Source organism: Nocardioides soli (assembly GCF_014191495.1).
In the GTDB taxonomy this organism is placed as follows: Bacteria; Actinomycetota; Actinomycetes; order Propionibacteriales; family Nocardioidaceae; genus Nocardioides; species Nocardioides soli.
On the sequence record NZ_JACHWR010000002.1, the window covers coordinates 1,279,376 to 1,295,890 of the forward strand.

Genomic DNA, 16,515 nt, shown 5'->3' on the forward strand with positions numbered 1-16,515 from the left:
GCGTCCCGGCATGGAGCTCCGCCACCTGCGCTACTACGTCGCCGTCGCGGAGGAGTGCCACTTCGGACGCGCGGCCGAACGGCTGCACATCGCCCAGCCGCCGCTCTCGCAGCAGATCAAGCAGCTCGAGTCCGAGCTCGGCGTCCAGCTGCTGACCCGGTCGACCCGCCGCGTCGAGCTCACCCCGGCGGGGGAGCGCTATCTGCAGCGGGCCCGGGAGATCCTCGCCGGCGTCGACGACGCCGCCGACGAGGCGGTGCGGGTGGCCGCCGGCGAGATCGGCCGGGTGACGATCGGGTTCACCGGCTCCGCGACGTACGAGCTGCTGCCGACGCTGAGCCGGGCGCTGCGCGCTGAGCTCCCCGGGGTGCGGCTCGACCTGCGCGGTGAGCTGCTGACCCCAGGCCAGGTCGCCGGCCTCCTCGACGGCTCGCTGGACGTGGGGCTGCTGCGCCCGCCGGTCGGCGACGCCGACGTCGAGGTGCGGCACCTGCGCGACGAGCCGCTGGTCGCCGTGCTGCCCGAGAGCCACCCGCTCGCGGCGGCCCAGGCCGTCGCGATCTCGGACCTGCGCGACGAGCCGTTCGTGGGCTATCCGTCCCAGCACCGGTCGGTCGTGCACGACGCGGTCGCGGCCGCGTGCCGCGGTGCTGGCTTCGCCCCGCGCCCGACCGAGGTCGCCGAGACCTCGACCCTCGTGTCCTTCGTCGCCGCCGGGCTGGGCGTGGCGCTCGTGCCCGCATCGGTGCGGCACCTGCGGATCACCGGCGCGACGTACCGTCCGCTGGCGGGGCGGGCGCCGACGGTGGCGCTGGCGCTCGCGACCCGCCGTGGCGATCCGTCGCCGGTGGTCGCGCGCGTCGTCGACGCGGTGCGCGCCGCGCTCGATCAAGACGCCTGAGGTCTCAGTCGAGACGAACTGTGTCCTTCACTTGACCTGGTCGGCGTGTGACGCTCGTCGCATGAAGATCAGCCGGGTCGAGGCGATCCCCTACGCGATCCCGTACCGCAAGCCCCTGCGGTTCGCGAGCGGCGAGGTCCTGACCGCCGAGCATGTCCTGGTGCGGGTGCACACCGACGACGGCGTCGTCGGCACCGCCGACGCGCCGCCCCGGCCGTTCACCTACGGCGAGACCCAGACCTCGGTGCGCTCGATCGTGGCCGACGCCTTCGGTCCGGCGATCGTCGGGACCAGCATCCTCGACCGCGAGGTCGTGCTGGCCCGGCTCAACCGCACCGTCGGCAACCCGGTCGCCAAGGCCGCCGTCGACATGGCGATCTGGGACGCGATCGGCCAGACCCTCGGCGCGTCGGTCACCGAGCTGCTCGGCGGCTGGACCGACCGGTTGCGGGTCTCGCACATGGTCGGCTTCGCCCCGGCCGCCGAGATGGTCGCCGAGGCCGAGCGGATGCGCGACGAGCACGGCGTGACGACGTTCAAGGTCAAGGTGGGCCGCCGGCCCTACCGCCTCGACGTCGACGCCTGCCGGGCGCTGCGCGAGGCGCTCGGCCCCGACGTCGAGCTGTACGTCGACGGCAACCGGGGCTGGACCGCCAGCGAGGCCGCCCGGGCCCTGGAGGAGATGGCCGACCTCGGCCTCTCCTTCGCCGAGGAGCTGTGCCCGGCCGACGACGTGCTCGGCCGCCGGTGGCTCGTGCAGCAGGCGACCGTCCCGATGTTCGCCGACGAGAGCGTCGCGCGCCCCGGAGAGGTGACGCGCGAGCTGCTGTCGGGTGCGGCGACCGGCATCAGCATCAAGACGTCGCGCACCGGCTTCACCACCAGTCAGCGCCTCGTCGGACTGTGCGAGGGCCTCGGCGTCGAGGTCGTGATCGGCAACCAGATCGACAGCCAGGTGGGCTCGCTCTGCGCGGCCGCCTTCGGCGCGGCGTACCCGCTCACCGCCCGGCGCCCGGCCGAGCTCTCGAACTTCCTCGACATGACCGACGACCTGCTCGCCGAGCCGCTCGTGATCGAGGACGGCGAGCTGCGCGTGCGACAGGGACCCGGTCTCGGGATCGAGATCGACGACGACAAGCTCGCGCGCTACCGCCAGGACCGCGATCACCACCAGCCCAGCAAGGAACGGAGCACGACCATGACCCAGCAGCTCGACCACCCGGAGCTCACCGAGCAGGACGCCACCGCCGCCGCCTCGGGCGCCAACGCCACCGCGGTCTTCCGCTCCAAGGCGGCCGCCGCCGGCCCCGCGATCAGCAAGGAGCGCGTCGACGAGGTCGCCACGGCGGCGATCCGCGCGCTGCACGACGTGATCCGCGAGAAGCAGGTGACCTACACGGAGTACGACCACCTGAAGAGCTGGCTGATCCAGGTCGGCCTCGACGGCGAGTGGCCGCTGTTCCTCGACGTGTGGCTCGAGCACGTCGTCGAGGAGGTCGCGAACGCCGACCGCCAGGGCAGCAAGGGCACCATCGAGGGCCCGTACTACGTGCCGGAGTCGCCGGAGCTGCCCGCGGTCGCGACCCTGCCGATGCGCGACGACGAGCCGGGCACCGACCTCGTCTTCCAGGGCCAGGTCCGTTCGGTCGACGGTGCGCCGCTCGGCGGTGCCGTCGTCGACATCTGGCACGCGGACGACTACGGCTTCTACTCGCAGTTCGCCCCCAGCCTGCCCGAGTGGCTCTTCCGGGGCCGGGTCGTGACCGACGAGGAGGGCTGCTTCGCGATCGGCACGAAGCAGCCCGCGCCGTACCAGATCCCGACGGACGGCTCCTGCGGCCGGCTCATCGACGCGGCGGGCTGGCACGCCTGGCGGCCCGCCCACATCCACCTCAAGGTCTCCGCCGACGGCCACCAGACCGTCACGTCGCAGCTCTACTTCGAGGGCGGCGAGTACGTCGAGACCGACATCGCCGACGCCGTGAAGCCCGAGCTGATGCTGGCCCCGACGCCGCGCGCCGACGGCCAGGGCAACGAGGTCACCTACGACTTCGTCCTCGACCCCGCCCACGACCCCGCCCACGACTGATGCCGTTGTACGCCGTCCGCATGGACGTCGACCTGCCGGCCGACCTGCCCGGGCGGGAGGAGCTGCTCGCCCGGGAGCTGGCCTACAGCCAGGACCTGCAGCGCTCCGGCGCCTGGCGCCACCTGTGGCGGATCGCCGGGCAGTACTCCAACCTGAGCGTCTTCGACGTGGCGGACAACGACGCGCTCCACGACCTGCTGTGGAACCTGCCGCTCTTCCCCTTCATGAGGATCGACGTGACCCCCCTCGCACACCATCCCTCGTCGATCGACTGAGCGGCACCCCACGACAGGCCCCCGCACCTCGTGCGGGGGCCTGTCGCTCGCCGCGCCGCTCCGGTCTGGACAGGCACGCCTCGATGGCGAGTCAATGGCGAGGTGAACGAGCTGTGGATGGTGCGGCACGGGCGGACCGAGTGGAGCGCCGCGGGGCGGCACACGTCGACGACCGACGTCCCGCTGCTCCCGGAGGGCGAGGAGGTGGCGCGAGAGCTGGCTCCCCGCCTCGCCGAGGTGGACTTCGCCCAGGTGCTGACCAGCCCCCGGCTGCGCGCCCGGCGTACGGCGGAGCTCGCGGGATTCGCGGAGGCCGAGGTCGACGACGACCTGGCCGAATGGGCGTACGGCGACTACGAGGGCACCACCACCGAGGAGATCCGCGAGCACGACCCGGGCTGGACGATCTGGACCCACCCGGTGCCCGGCGGCGAGAGCGCCGAGCAGGTGCGGGCGCGGCTCGACCGGGTGGTCGCGCGGGTCCGGGTGGTCGACGGCCGGAGCCTGGTCTTCGGGCACGGCCACGCCCTGCGCGCGCTTGCGGCGCGCTGGCTGGGCCGCCCCGTCGGAACCGGCCAGTACCTCCAGCTCGACACCGCGACCCTGTCGATCCTGGGCTACGAGCGCGAGCACCCGGTGCTGCACCGGTGGAACGCCCCGTGACCCGGGGAAGACCGATGATCCAGGTTCCGTTTGAGACGGCATGAAGAAGATCGGGTTTCTGTCCTTCGGGCACTGGACGCCCTCGCCGCAGTCGCAGACGCGGTCGGCCTCGGACGCCCTGCTCCAGTCCATCGACCTGGCCGTCGCCGCCGAGGAGCTCGGCGCCGACGGGGCGTACTTCCGGGTCCACCACTTCGCGCGCCAGCTGGCCTCGCCGTTCCCGCTGCTGGCCGCCGTCGGCGCCCGCACCGGCCGGATCGAGATCGGCACCGGCGTGATCGACATGCGCTACGAGAACCCGCTGTACATGGCCGAGGACGCCGGCTCCGCCGACCTGATCGCCGGCGGCCGGCTCCAGCTCGGCATCAGCCGGGGGTCACCGGAGCAGGTGGTCGACGGCTTCCGCTACTTCGGGTACGCGCCGGCGGAGGGAACCGACCACGCCGACATGGCGCGCGAGCACGCCCGTGTCTTCCTCGAGGTGCTCGAGGGTGCCGGGTTCGCCCAGCCCAACCCGCGGCCGATGTTCCCGAACCCGCCCGGCCTGCTGCGCGTCGAGCCGCACTCGCCCGGGCTGCGTGACCGGATCTGGTGGGGTGCCGGCTCCCGGGCGACCGCCGAGTGGACCGCCGAGCAGGGCCTGAACCTGATGAGCTCGACGCTGCTCACCGAGGACACCGGCGTGCCCTTCCACCAGCTCCAGGCCGAGCAGATCCAGCGGTTCCGTGACGCCTGGCGGGCCGCGGGACACGACCGCGAGCCGCGGGTCTCGGTCAGCCGGAGCATCTTCCCGATCGTCAGCGACACCGACCGGATGTACTTCGGTCACGAGTCGCGCAGTCAGGACCAGGTCGGCCACCTCGAGGGCGGGCTCGCGCGCTTCGGCAAGTCGTACGCCGACGAGCCGGACCGCCTCGTCGAGGCGCTCGCCGAGGACGAGGCGATCGCCGCCGCCGACACGCTGCTGCTCACCGTGCCCAACCAGCTCGGTGTGGACTACAACGGCCACGTGATCGAGAGCGTCCTCCGCCACGTCGCGCCGGAGCTCGGCTGGCGCTGATCTGGCGCTGTTCTGGCGCTGATCCGGCGGCCGCGCACGCCGCGGCGGACCCGTTCGAGCCACGGATCCGGCCCAGCTGGTCCAGACAGCGTTCGACCCCGCCGGCCCAGGGGGTGTCGCCGGCGGGGTCGTCGCACTTACCGCCACGCACCCCCGAGATAACCGACCGGCCGGGGTTGGGGGGCCGGGGCCGATGGGAGGTCTCGGTGCGTGGTGTATGGCCATTCTGCCACACTCCTTGCCAAGATATGACAAATACTTGTCACATCGCGTTCCGCCCGGGACGCCTTGGAGAGGGAGAAAAAGATCATGGTTCGCACGCGCAAGCTGCTCGTCGGTGTCGTCGCTGTCCTGTCGCTGGTCGGGTTCGGAGGTGCCGTGCAGGCCGCCTCGGCCGACTCGTCCACGCAGGTGTCGGCTCACCGCTGGTGCTGCTGACCTCCTGCTGAGGTCGTCAGCCTGACGTTGTCAGCCTGAGGTCTCGGCCGCGAGTCGGCTCGTGACCTGTGGCTGCGGACGGCGTGTGACGGGTGCCACCAGACCGGTGGCCGCTGCGGCACGTCGGTAGGCGTCGAGTGCCGCTGTGGCATCTCCGACGCTCTCGAGGAGACCCGCCAGCTCGAACCAGAGCTGGGCCGCGGACCGGTCGGCACCGAGACCGGTGAGCAGCAGCACGGCCTCCTGGAAGTGGTCTCGAGCGACCGCGGGATCGCCATCGGCGATGGCGATCTGGCCGAGCAGGGCGTAGGAGTCCGCGGCCACGATCGGCGTGGTGGTGCGGGCTGTCGTGGCGGTCTCTGCTGCCTGCATGCGGGCGGAGTGGACGTTCCCGAGCAGCCACTGGGCGCGCGCCTGGGCGAGATGGTTGTCGGCCAGGTCTCCCGGGAGGGCGCCGGCGATCTCCAGGTCGTGGGCGGCGCTGGTCAGGTGGTCGAGTGCCTCGATGGGCTCCGGCGGGTCCACGAGCAGCTGCTGGATGCCCAGCTCGGTGCGCAGCCGGGCGACGTTGCGTGCGTCGCCGCTCGCCTCGAGCACGGCGAGCGCCCGCCGGGTCATCGGCAGGGCGAGGTGGGTGTTGCCGCGCATCGTCTCGATGATCGAGAGGTTCCAGTACGCCGACGCCTTGGCCACCGGAGAGCTGGCCTCCTCGGCGCGGTCGATGACCCGCTGGCACATCCGCGACGCGTAGCCGACGTCGCCCTGCTCGACGTACGCCGCCGCCAGGGAGAGCGTGAGGCGCACGGCCTCGTCGAGCCCGGTCATGCCGTGCTCCTCGATGAACCGCGACGCCTCGTTGCCGACCTCGATGGCCCGGCCGAGTTCGCCGGACTCGCGGTAGCAGCGACACAGCGCGGTCAGGCCCGCGAGCCAGGTGAGGTCGTGGGGGCTCGTCTCCGCGAGGTCCTCGAGCGCGATGATCGCCGCTGGGACGTCCCCGGTGAGCTCGAGCGTGCTCGCGCGTAGGTACGACGCCTCGCGCTTGACGTCGGGGAGCTCCTCGACGGCGGGATCCGCGAGGATGCGGTCGACGATCTCGAGGGCCTGGCCGCCCGATCCGGTGGCCAGCGCGAGCTGGGCGTGGTCGAGCTCGACCCGCAGCTCGGTGACTCGGTCGGGGGAGACGCCGACGAGTATCTCGTCGACGGTGACGCCGAGCGAGCCGGCCAGGGCCTCCAGGAGCTCGGGGTCGGGGCGGCGCTGGCCGCTCTCGATCCGGGAGACGTAGCCGATGGACACCGCGTCGCCCGCGACCTGGGCCTGGGTGAGGCCCGCCCGCAGGCGTGCGGAGCGGAGCCGGCCGCCCAAGGTGGCCAGGTCGATGGTGCGGCTGAGTTCGAGAAGATCGTCGCGCATCTCACCATTGTGACGGAAAATGACAAATCTGTGTCAGAACGTGTTGCAGGCCGCTTCCGCCCGACCGTCCGGACGGGTGCCGGAGGGGTTCCGGAGGGGTGGTACGGGACACTCTGGCGCATGACGGTCGCACGGTCCCTGGTCCTGTTCGCGCTGGCCGCCGTGGCCGAGATCGGCGGCGCCTGGCTGGTCTGGCAGGGGGTGCGCGAGCACCGCGGCTGGGTCTGGGTCGGCGCAGGTGTGATCGCCCTCGGCCTGTACGGGTTCGTGGCCACGCTGCAGCCCGACGCCCACTTCGGCCGGATCCTCGCCGCCTATGGCGGCGTCTTCGTGGCCGGGTCGCTGATCTGGGGCGTCGTCATGGACGGCTTCCGCCCGGACCGCTACGACATCGCCGGCGCGATCGTGTGCCTGGTCGGCGTCGCCGTCATCATGTACGCCCCGAGATCGGCCTGAGTGCGGTGTTCCGGCGGCCGATGATCCGGTAGGACAGTGCCATGAGCACGATCCCGTCCCGGTCCGAGCTGTCCGAGCTGGCCCTCGACACCGCGCGCCGCTGCGGCGTCGACGTCGGGTCGCTGACCGGCGACGTCACCGCCTCCTCGCCGGTCAACGGCCTGCCGGTCGCCTCGCTGACGTGGCGCGACCCGGCGTACGTCGACGAGGCGGTCACGCGGGCGGGGGAGGCATTCCGGGCGTGGCAGCGGGTGCCGGCACCGCAGCGCGGCGCGCTGGTGAAGCGCTGGGCCGAGCTCCTCACGGAACACCGGGACGACCTCGCGACGCTGGTCAGCATCGAGGCCGGGAAGATCACGTCGGAGGCGCGCGGCGAGATCCAGGAGATGATCGACATCTGCGACTTCGCGGTCGGTCTGTCGCGCCAGCTCTACGGCCGCACGATGCCCTCGGAGCGTCCCGGCCACCGCCTGATGGAGACGTGGCACCCGCTCGGCGTCGTCGGCGTGATCTCGGCCTTCAACTTCCCGGCGGCGGTCTGGTCGTGGAACACCGCGATCGCGCTCGTCTGCGGCGACCCGGTCGTGTGGAAGCCCTCGGAGCTGACCCCGCTGACCTCGCTCGCGTGCCACGCCGTCCTCGCGCAGGCGATCGCCGAGCACGGTGCGCCAGAGGCGCTCTCCCAGGTGATCCTCGGCGGCCCCGAGGTCGGCCGGGCCCTGGTCGACCACGACGGCGTCGCGCTGCTGAGCGCGACCGGCTCCACCCGGATGGGCCGGGCGGTCGGGCCCCGGGTCGCCGAGCGCTTCGGCCGCTCGCTGCTCGAGCTCGGCGGCAACAACGCGGCCGTGGTCACCGGCAGCGCCGACCTCGACCTCGCGGTGCGGGGCATCGTCTTCGCCGCCGCCGGCACCGCCGGTCAGCGCTGCACGACCATGCGCCGGGTCATCGCACACACGAGCGTCGTCGATGAGCTGACCGATCGCCTCGCCGCGGCGTACGACCGGCTCCCGGTCGGCAACCCGCTGGCCGCCGGCACGCTGGTCGGGCCGCTGATCGGCGGGGCGGCGTACGACGCGATGACGGGTGCCGTTGCGGCGGCGGTCGGCGACGGCGGCGTGCTCGTGGCCGGTGGCGGCCGCGTTCACGAGGAGCTGGCGCCCGAGGCCTTCTACGTCCGCCCGGCGATCGTGCGGACGGACCGGCAGACCGCGGTGGTCGCCCGGGAGACCTTCGCACCGCTGCTCTACGTGCTGCCCTACGACGACTTCGAGGCGGCGATCGAGCTCAACAACGCCGTGCCGCAGGGGCTGTCGTCGAGCGTGTTCACCTCCGACCTCGCCGAGGCCGAGCTGTTCCTCTCCGCCGAGGGGTCCGACTGCGGGATCGCGAACGTCAACATCGGCACCTCCGGTGCCGAGATCGGCGGTGCCTTCGGCGGCGAGAAGCAGACCGGTGGCGGCCGCGAGTCCGGCTCGGACGCATGGCGGGCCTACATGCGGCGGGCGACGAACACGATCAACTTCTCCGGGGAGCTGCCGCTGGCCCAGGGAGTCGACTTCACGGTCTGACTCACGCGCCGGGGGGTTCGCGCGCTACAGTAGACACGACGTCGGCCCGGGCGGGCCGCGTTCTCGTCGGTCGCGTGCCGGGTCACGCGGGCCGCCATCGCGTCAGGGGAATGGCCTCTCGGCCAGGTCCGACGACGTGTGTTCGTCCCGGGTCCGGGGCGTCGAGGGGGTGCATCCGCCGCCCGCTCGCGTCGACGCGACCGCCACTCGGAGGAGGGGTCCTTGGCTCGACAGGGCCAGCAGCAGACGGCGAGCCGCCGTACGTCCAACCGGTCGTCGCAGCGCACCGGTCAGCGCAACGGGCGGCGGCGCCCGCTCGACAACGACGGGATCATCCCGATCCTCGCCCGCGCCGTACGCGAGGTCGAGAACGCCGTCGCGCGGCGCTCGAACGTCCCCGGCGTCCGCAGCAAGTTCCAGGTCGTCGCGCTACTGGCGCGCGAGGAGCGGGCCCGGGTGAAGGCCGACGCGGCGATGACCGACGCCCAGCGCAACGAGCAGCTCAAGCGGCTCGACGGCATCGCCACGATCCTCGCCAAGACCGCCGCCCAGGAGCCGTCGCTCTTCGCGCTGCTCGCCGAGGACGCGACCGTCTCCGACTCCGCCAAGGCGCTGCGCAAGGAGATGATCGCCGCCGCCGGGCTCGAGGTCGAGGAGGAGCCCGAGCCGGAGCCCGAGCCCGAGGTCGACCCCGGAGCCGAGCGCCGGGTGGTGCCCCAGTCGGTGCTCTCCCGGCAGCTCGCCAACCCGTTCCAGGTGCCCGACTTCACCGCCGTCGAGCACCGCAGGCCGCTGACCCACCGGCTCGCGACCTGGGAGCTCCTCGGCCCGCTCTTCCGCTCGTTCGAGTCGGCGGCCGCCGGCGCCACCTCCTGCATGGAGCTGCCCGAGCCGGCGTCGCTCCAGGCGCCCGGTGGGCACGTGCTGATGCGCCACCAGGCCGAGCTCGTCGAGGCCGCCCGCCAGGGTCACCGCACCTTCCTGCTCGCCGACGAGCCGGGCCTCGGCAAGACGGCCCAGTCGCTGCTGGCCGCCCAGGCAGCCGACGCGTTCCCGCTGCTGGTCGTCGTCCCCAACGTCGTCAAGATGAACTGGGCCCGCGAGGCCGGCATCTGGACGCCGCACCGCACCGCGACCGTCATCCACGGGGACGGCGAGGAGATCGACGGCTTCGCCGACATCGTGATCGTCAACTACGAGGTGCTCGACCGCCACGTCGGGTGGATGGCCAGCCACGGCTTCCGTGGGATGGTGGTCGACGAGGCGCACTTCATCAAGAACAAGACCTCCCAGCGCTCGCAGCACGTGCTGCAGCTCTCGGACCGGATCCGCGAGCGCATCGCGCGGCCGCTGCTGATGGCGCTCACCGGCACGCCGCTGATCAACGACATCGAGGACTTCCGGGCGATCTGGCAGTTCCTCGGCTGGATCGACGAGAAGAAGCCGCTCGCCGAGCTGATGGCCGCCCTCGAGGACACCGGCCTGACGCCCGCCGACCACGCCTTCTACCCGGCCGCCCGCCGCTGTGTCGTCGACATGGGCATCGTCCGGCGCCGCAAGGTCGACGTCGCCGCCGACATCCCGGCCCGCCGGGTCGCCGACCTCCCGGTCGAGCTCGACGACGAGGTCGGCCGCTCGATCCGCGACGCCGAGCGCGAGCTCGCCCGCCGGCTCGTCGAGCGCTACGAGATGGCGCTCGCGACCCGCAAGTCCGGCAGCGTCGTCGACGGGATCGACCACGGGCTGGTGCGTCAGGTCGCGACCTGGGAGCGCGAGGACACCGACAGCTCGACCGGCGAGAACGTCTTCACGATGATGCGCCACATCGGCAAGGCGAAGGCCGGCCTGGCGGCCGACTACGCCGCCCAGCTGGCCCGCAACGTCGGCAAGGTCGTCTTCTTCGCCAAGCACATCGACGTCATGGACACCGCCGAGGAGACCTTCGCCCGGCGAGGGATCCGCTACGCCACGATCCGCGGCGACCAGACGACCAAGGCCCGCGAGAAGAACATCAGCGACTTCGTCACCGACCCCGAGGTCGAGGTCATCGTCTGCTCGCTCACCGCGGCCGGCGTCGGCATCAACCTCCAGGTCGCCTCGAACCTCGTGCTCGCCGAGCTCTCCTGGACCGACGCCGAGCAGACCCAGGCCATCGACCGGGTGCACCGCATCGGCCAGTCGATGCCGGTGACGGCCTGGCGGATCATCGCCGCGCAGACCATCGACACCCGGATCGCCGAGCTGATCGACAGCAAGGCCGGCCTGGCCGCCCGGGCCCTCGACGGCGCCGGCGAGACGGTCGCGACCTCGGTCGACGTCCAGCTCGAGGCGCTGATCACGCTGCTCACCGACGCTCTCGAGGAGAAGTCGGCCGCGTCCTGAGCGGCCCTGGATGAGAAGTGGCCCGACAATGGACGGGCACTGAACCGGACCCCGCCACGGCTCGTGTGAGGTGTGGGAGGTGGTGATGGCCGATAGCCCGGTCGTCCTGATGCAGCAGCTGCACGACGAGCACGCTGCCGCGTTGTGGGGCTACTGTCTGCGCCTGACCGGCAACGACCGGTCCCGGGCGGAGGACGTGGTCCAGGAGACCCTGCTGCGCGCGTGGCGCAACCTCGCGAGCCTCGACGAGTCGCAGGGGTCGGTCCGGGCATGGCTGTTCAAGGTGGCACGGAACATCGTGATCGACGACTGGCGGACCAAGCGCTCGCAGAGCGAGGTGAGCGTCGCCGACGTACCGGACGGCGCCGGTGAGGCGGACCGCACCGACCAGGTGCTGCTGTCGTGGGTGGTCGCCGAGGCGCTGACCCGGCTGTCGGCCGAGCATCGCGCGGTGCTGCTCGAGTGCTACTACCGCGGGCTGCCGGTCGCCGAGGCCGCCGAGCGGCTGGGGGTGCCGGCCGGGACCGTGAAGTCCCGCACCCACTACGCGCTGCGCGCCCTGAGGCTCGCCCTCGAGGAGATGGGGGTGGTGGCATGAACACCCGACCGGCCACCGGCTGCGAGTTCGCGCACGACGACGGCGCCTACGTGCTCGGGGCGCTGCCGCCGGCCGACCGGCTGGCCTTCGAGCGCCACCTGGCGACCTGCCCGGAGTGCGCGCGGTCGGTCGGCCGGCTGGCCGGCCTGCCCGGGCTGCTCTCGCGGGTGCCGCTCGACGTGCTCGAGTCGGCGCCGGCACCCGAGCCGCTGCCCGCCACGCTGCTGCCGGCGCTCCTCGACGAGGTGCGCCGGGGCGAGCGGCGTCGCCGGCGCCTGGTCGGTCTCGCCGCGGCGGCCGCCGTCGCCGCGATCGCCGGGGCCTCGGTGGTGGCCGTCGGCGCGCTCGACCACGACGGCGCCGGGCCGCAGGCGGTCCCGTCGTCCGCGGTCAGCACCGCACCCGCTCAGGAGATGACGCCCCTCGCCGAGGGCAACGACACGGCCACCGTGGCGCTGACCCCGGTCGCGTGGGGCACCCGCCTCGACCTGGAGTGCCGCTGGGGGAGCGACCGGGCCGCGGAGCCGGGCTACGACCACGCCGGGGCCGGCAGCTACGCGCTCGTCGTCCGCTCCACCGCGGGCGAGGTGCAGCAGGTCGCGACCTGGCGGGCGCTGCCGGGCAGGACGATGCGGGTCACCGGCGCGACCTCGCTCGACCGCGCCGAGATCGCGGCGGTCGAGGTGCGGACGGCCGACGGTCGGCCGGCGTTCGAGCTGACCGGCTGAGCGGGCTGACCGCGGGTGGCTCGCCGCCGCCGCACCGGCGACTGAACCACCCACGGAGCACCTGCGTGTCAGGGGTGTGACCAGCCACGCGCAGGTGCCCCCGCGGGTCCCGGCCGGGACCCGGGTCGCCACGGCCTACTGGCTGTGCGAGCCGGGCCGGGGTCAGCTGCGCGAGGAGCCGCTGCCCGAACCCCGGCCCGGTGAGGTGCTGGTGCGCTCGCTGCACTCGGGCATCAGTCGCGGCACCGAGCTGCTCGTGCATCGCGGCGCCGTCCCGGCCGGCCAGCACGACGCGATGCGGGCGCCGTTCCAGGCGGGGCGGTTCCCGGGGCCGGTGAAGTACGGCTACCTCGCGGTCGGCGTCGTGACCGAGGGCGACGCCGACCTGCTGGGGCGCACGGTCTTCTGCCTGCACCCGCACCAGTCGGCGTACGTCGTCCCGGCCGCGGCGGTGAGCGTGGTCCCCGCCGACGTCCCGGCCCGCAGGGCGGTGCTCGCCGGCACCGTCGAGACCGCGCTGAACGCCCTGTGGGACCTCGGGCCGCTGGTCGGCGACCGGATCGCGGTGGTCGGCGCGGGCATGGTCGGGTGCAGCGTGGCGCGGCTGCTGGCGCGCCTGCCCGAGGTCGAGGTGACCCTGGTCGACGTCGACCGCGACCGCGCGGAGGTCGCGAGCAGGCTCGGCGTCGGCTTCGCGACCCCGGAACGGGCGAGCGGCGACCGCGACGCCGTCGTGCACACGAGCGCCACGGCCGCCGGCCTCCAGCGCTCGCTCGAGCTGCTCGCGCCCGAGGGCACCGTGCTCGACCTCAGCTGGTACGGCGACCGGCCCGTCCAGCTGTCGCTCGGCGGCGCCTTCCATGCCGCCCGGCTGGGCATCCGGGCCAGCCAGGTCGGCGCCGTGGCGGCGTCGCGGCGGGCCCGGCACACCCATGCGGACCGGCTCACGCTCGCCCTGCGGCTGCTCGCGGACCCCGCCTTCGACACCCTGCTGACCGGCGACTCGCCGTTCGCCGAGCTGCCGGAGGTGATGCGCGCGCTGGCCGCCGGCCGGCTGCCCGCCCTCTGCCACACGATCCGGTACGACGAGGGGGCCTGAGTGTTCACGGTGACCGTCCGCGACCACATGATGATCGCGCACAGCCTCCCCCGCGAGGTGTTCGGCCCGGCGCAGCGTCTGCACGGCGCGACGTACGTCGTCGACGTGGCCTTCTCGGGCCCCGAGCTGACCCGCGACGGCATCCTCGTCGACATCGGACGGGCCGCCGCCCTGGTGCACGAGGTGCTCGGCGGGCTGACCTACCGCAACCTCGACGACGATCCCGACCTGGCCGGCACCACGACGACGACCGAGGTGCTCGCCCGCGTGATCGCCCACCGGCTGGCCGCGCGGATCGACGAGCTCGGCACCGGGGTCCGGCGCCTCCTCGTCACGCTGCACGAGTCGCACGTCGCGTGGGCGAGCTACGAGAGGCAGCTGTGAGCGTCCACGTGGTGCGACCCGCGAACGTCGACGACCCGACGTGGCCCAGCGGCGGCAACGTCTACGACCGCCGGGTGATCGACGGGCTCGGCGCCGCCGAACACACCACCACGGCCACCGTCCCGGACGGTGCCCTGACCGTCGTCGACGGGCTGCTCTCCGGGCCCGGCCTGCTCGCCGAGGCGACCCGCCTGCGGCTGGTCGTGCTCGTGCACCTGCCGCGGTGGGAGCCGTGGGAACGCGCCCTGCTCGCGGCCGCCGCCGGGGTGATCACCACCAGCCGGTGGACCCGCGACCAGCTGGTGGCTCGGTACGACCTCGACCGGGTCGTCGTCGCGGAGCCGGGCGTCGATCCGGCGCCGCTGGCTCCCGGCTCGGTCGCCGGCTCCGCCCTGCTGACCGTGGGGGCGGTCACGCCGGCGAAGGGGTACGACGTGCTCGCGGCCGCGCTCGGTCGCCTCGGCGACCTCGCCTGGACCTGCCGCGGGGTCGGGTCCACCGTGATCGAGCCCGAGTTCGCGGCCGGGCTGGGAGACACCGTCCGGCTCACCGGTCCGCTGGACCGCGCCGACCTCGACGCGACGTACGCCGCGGCCGACCTGCTCGTGCTCGCCTCGCGGGCCGAGACCTACGGGATGGTCGTCACCGAGGCGCTCGCCCGCGGGCTGCCGGTGGTCGCGAGCGACGTCGGCGGGGTGCGGGAGGCGCTCGGCGACGGCGGGGTGCTGCTGCCGCCCGGTGACGCGGACGCGCTCGCGGCGGCCCTGCGCCGCTGGCTGACCGACGAGCGGCACCGGTCCTCCCTGCGGGTGGCGGCCCGCCGGCGGCGGACGACGCTCACCGGCTGGGACCGCACCGTCGGGCTCGTCGGCGCGGCGCTGGAGGCGCTCCGATGAGGTGGCTCGAGGTCCTCGGCGGCGCCACGATCCTCGCGGTCGTGGGGTGGCGGGTCGGTCCCCAGCCGTTCGCGGACGCGGTCCGCGCCGCCGGGCCGGCGCCGCTGCTGGCCGCGCTCGCGATCACCGCCGTGACGACGGTGGCCTGCGCGTGCCGCTGGCGCGCCCTGGCGCACGGGCTCGGCGTCGAGGTGCCGCTGCGGGAGGCGGTGGCGGCGTACTACCGCTCGCAGTTCCTCAACGCCACGCTGCCCGGCGGCGTGGTGGGTGACGTGCACCGGGCGGTGCGACACGGCGCGCTCCCGGTGGTCGCCGACCGTGGCGCCGGCCAGGCCGTCCAGGTGGCGGCCGCGGGCGCGGTGCTGCTCGTCGGGCCGGCGCCCTGGGCCTCGGTGCTGCTCGCCGCCGTGGTCGTGGCCGCGCTGGTGCGCTGGCCCGCGGTGGTCGCTACCTCGCTCGTCGCGGCGGCCGGACACGTGGTGGTGTTCCTCGTCGCGGCGCGCGCGGCCGGCACCGCGGCGCCGCTGTCGGAGCTGCTCCCGCTCGCCCTGCTGGTGATGGTCGCGGCCGCGATCCCGCTCAACGTCGCGGGTTGGGGCCCGCGCGAGGGCATCGCCGCCTGGGCCTTCGCCGCGGCCGGGCTCGGCGCGGCCCAGGGCGCGACCGTGGCCGTGCTGTACGGCGTGCTCGCCCTGGTCGCGACGTTGCCCGGCGCGGTGCTGCTGACCGGGCGCCTGGCGCGGGGAGCGGCCCGTGGCTGAGCGCCCCTACACCCTGCTCAGCTGCTCGATGTCGATCGACGGCTACCTCGACAGCGCCGAGGGCGAGCGGCTGATCCTCTCCAATGAGGCCGACCTCGACCGGGTCGACGAGGTGCGGGCGGGCTGCGACGCGATCCTGGTCGGGGCCACCACGGTGCGCAAGGACAACCCCAGGCTGCTGGTGCGGCGTGCCGAGCGCCGCGAGGAGCGGGTCGCCCGCGGGCTGAAGCCCTCGCCGGTCAAGGTCACCGTCACCTGTCGCAGCGACCTCGACCCGGCGGCGCGCTTCTTCGCCACGGGGGAGTCGGAGAAGCTCGTCTACTGCCCGGCCGCCAGCATCACCGCGGCCCGGTCGCGGCTCGGAGCGGTCGCGACCGTCGTCGACGGAGGGGAGCGGGTGTCGATGCGCGCCCTCAGTGAGGACCTCGCGGACCGCGGCGTCGGCCGGCTCATGGTCGAGGGCGGCGGCACCATCCACACCCAGTTCCTCGCCGACGACCTGGCCGACGAGCTCCAGCTGGTCGTCGCGCCGTTCTTCGTCGGCGACTCGCGAGCCCGCCGGCTCGTCGACGACGGCCGGTTCCCGGCCCGCCCGGGACACCCGGCCACGCTGGTCGACGTGCGCCGGATCGGCGAGGTCGTGCTGCTGCGCTACGCGCTCTCGCCCCGTTTCGAGGACTCCGGCGAAGTGTCCTGATCGGCCCCGAACTCGGCACTGGTGCCGTGCGTCAGAAGCTCTGGTGCGCTTCGCGCACCCATGGCACACGCGCTGCGGCGTGGCCGTCGCTTGCGAGACGA

Annotated in this window: 17 protein-coding genes; 16 read left to right on the top strand and 1 reads right to left on the bottom strand. The window is 73.7% G+C overall.

Translation table 11 applies throughout. The features are described from left to right. Nucleotides 1–10: 10 nt before the first annotated feature. The 6 genes from FHU40_RS16425 (at nucleotide 11) to FHU40_RS29030 (ending at nucleotide 5,426) form a co-directional block, all read left to right on the top strand. Nucleotides 11–901, top strand: a complete 891-nt coding sequence (locus tag FHU40_RS16425) for a LysR substrate-binding domain-containing protein (RefSeq protein WP_183593318.1) — start codon at nucleotides 11–13, stop codon at nucleotides 899–901. Nucleotides 902–962: 61 nt separating this feature from the next. Continuing rightward, entirely contained in the window at nucleotides 963–2,990 is a 2,028-nt protein-coding gene (gene catA / locus FHU40_RS28365; RefSeq protein ID WP_246390626.1) for a catechol 1,2-dioxygenase, read from the top strand. Then, nucleotides 2,990–3,265 carry a muconolactone Delta-isomerase gene (gene catC / locus FHU40_RS16440; protein WP_183593319.1) on the top strand — a complete coding sequence of 92 codons (276 nt, stop codon included), beginning with the start codon at nucleotides 2,990–2,992 and terminating at the stop codon, nucleotides 3,263–3,265. Before catA ends, catC begins: the two co-directional genes overlap by 1 nt. A 117-nt stretch (nucleotides 3,266–3,382) precedes the next feature. Next, complete coding sequence (locus FHU40_RS16445; RefSeq protein WP_183593850.1) at nucleotides 3,383–3,928, top strand: histidine phosphatase family protein; 546 nt, start codon at nucleotides 3,383–3,385, stop codon at nucleotides 3,926–3,928. A 40-nt stretch (nucleotides 3,929–3,968) separates the two neighbouring features. Next, entirely contained in the window at nucleotides 3,969–4,988 is a 1,020-nt protein-coding gene (locus tag FHU40_RS16450; RefSeq protein ID WP_183593320.1) for an LLM class flavin-dependent oxidoreductase, read from the top strand. Nucleotides 4,989–5,297: 309 nt separating this feature from the next. After that, on the top strand, nucleotides 5,298–5,426 hold the full coding sequence (locus FHU40_RS29030; protein WP_281374675.1) for a hypothetical protein: 129 nt from the start codon (nucleotides 5,298–5,300) through the stop codon (nucleotides 5,424–5,426). A gap of 30 nt (nucleotides 5,427–5,456) precedes the next feature. Here FHU40_RS29030 and FHU40_RS16455 read toward each other — a convergent pair whose 3' ends face one another. Further along, on the bottom strand, nucleotides 5,457–6,842 hold the full coding sequence (locus tag FHU40_RS16455; protein ID WP_183593321.1) for a helix-turn-helix domain-containing protein: 1,386 nt from the start codon (nucleotides 6,840–6,842) through the stop codon (nucleotides 5,457–5,459). Nucleotides 6,843–6,962: 120 nt separating this feature from the next. Between FHU40_RS16455 and FHU40_RS16460 the strand changes: the two genes are divergently transcribed. The 10 genes from FHU40_RS16460 to FHU40_RS16505 all read left to right on the top strand — a co-directional run bounded on the left by FHU40_RS16460 (nucleotide 6,963) and on the right by FHU40_RS16505 (nucleotide 16,414). Then, nucleotides 6,963–7,298 carry a YnfA family protein gene (locus tag FHU40_RS16460; protein ID WP_183593322.1) on the top strand — a complete coding sequence of 112 codons (336 nt, stop codon included), beginning with the start codon at nucleotides 6,963–6,965 and terminating at the stop codon, nucleotides 7,296–7,298. A gap of 41 nt (nucleotides 7,299–7,339) precedes the next feature. Continuing rightward, entirely contained in the window at nucleotides 7,340–8,869 is a 1,530-nt protein-coding gene (gene amaB, locus FHU40_RS16465; protein WP_183593323.1) for an L-piperidine-6-carboxylate dehydrogenase, read from the top strand. A 222-nt stretch (nucleotides 8,870–9,091) separates the two neighbouring features. Then, on the top strand, nucleotides 9,092–11,251 hold the full coding sequence (locus tag FHU40_RS16470; RefSeq protein ID WP_183593324.1) for a DEAD/DEAH box helicase: 2,160 nt from the start codon (nucleotides 9,092–9,094) through the stop codon (nucleotides 11,249–11,251). 85 nt (nucleotides 11,252–11,336) lie between these two features. After that, nucleotides 11,337–11,849 (top strand): sigma-70 family RNA polymerase sigma factor, encoded by a 513-nt coding sequence (locus FHU40_RS16475; RefSeq protein ID WP_183593325.1) that lies wholly within the window; start codon nucleotides 11,337–11,339, stop codon nucleotides 11,847–11,849. After that, nucleotides 11,846–12,577 carry an anti-sigma factor family protein gene (locus FHU40_RS16480; RefSeq protein WP_183593326.1) on the top strand — a complete coding sequence of 244 codons (732 nt, stop codon included), beginning with the start codon at nucleotides 11,846–11,848 and terminating at the stop codon, nucleotides 12,575–12,577. The genes FHU40_RS16475 and FHU40_RS16480 overlap by 4 nt, the downstream gene beginning before the upstream one ends. Before the next feature lie 76 nt (nucleotides 12,578–12,653). Beyond that, entirely contained in the window at nucleotides 12,654–13,676 is a 1,023-nt protein-coding gene (locus FHU40_RS16485) for a zinc-dependent alcohol dehydrogenase (RefSeq protein ID WP_343057894.1), read from the top strand. Further along, the gene (locus tag FHU40_RS16490; protein ID WP_183593327.1) at nucleotides 13,677–14,060 is read left to right on the top strand and encodes a 6-carboxytetrahydropterin synthase; all 384 of its coding nucleotides are present in this window, start codon (nucleotides 13,677–13,679) and stop codon (nucleotides 14,058–14,060) included. Next, complete coding sequence (locus FHU40_RS29570; RefSeq protein ID WP_183593328.1) at nucleotides 14,057–14,956, top strand: glycosyltransferase; 900 nt, start codon at nucleotides 14,057–14,059, stop codon at nucleotides 14,954–14,956. Before FHU40_RS16490 ends, FHU40_RS29570 begins: the two co-directional genes overlap by 4 nt. Further along, nucleotides 14,953–15,717 (top strand): lysylphosphatidylglycerol synthase domain-containing protein, encoded by a 765-nt coding sequence (locus tag FHU40_RS16500; protein ID WP_183593329.1) that lies wholly within the window; start codon nucleotides 14,953–14,955, stop codon nucleotides 15,715–15,717. The genes FHU40_RS29570 and FHU40_RS16500 overlap by 4 nt, the downstream gene beginning before the upstream one ends. Next, complete coding sequence (locus FHU40_RS16505; protein WP_183593330.1) at nucleotides 15,710–16,414, top strand: dihydrofolate reductase family protein; 705 nt, start codon at nucleotides 15,710–15,712, stop codon at nucleotides 16,412–16,414. Before FHU40_RS16500 ends, FHU40_RS16505 begins: the two co-directional genes overlap by 8 nt. The last annotated feature ends 101 nt before the right edge of the window (nucleotides 16,415–16,515 follow it).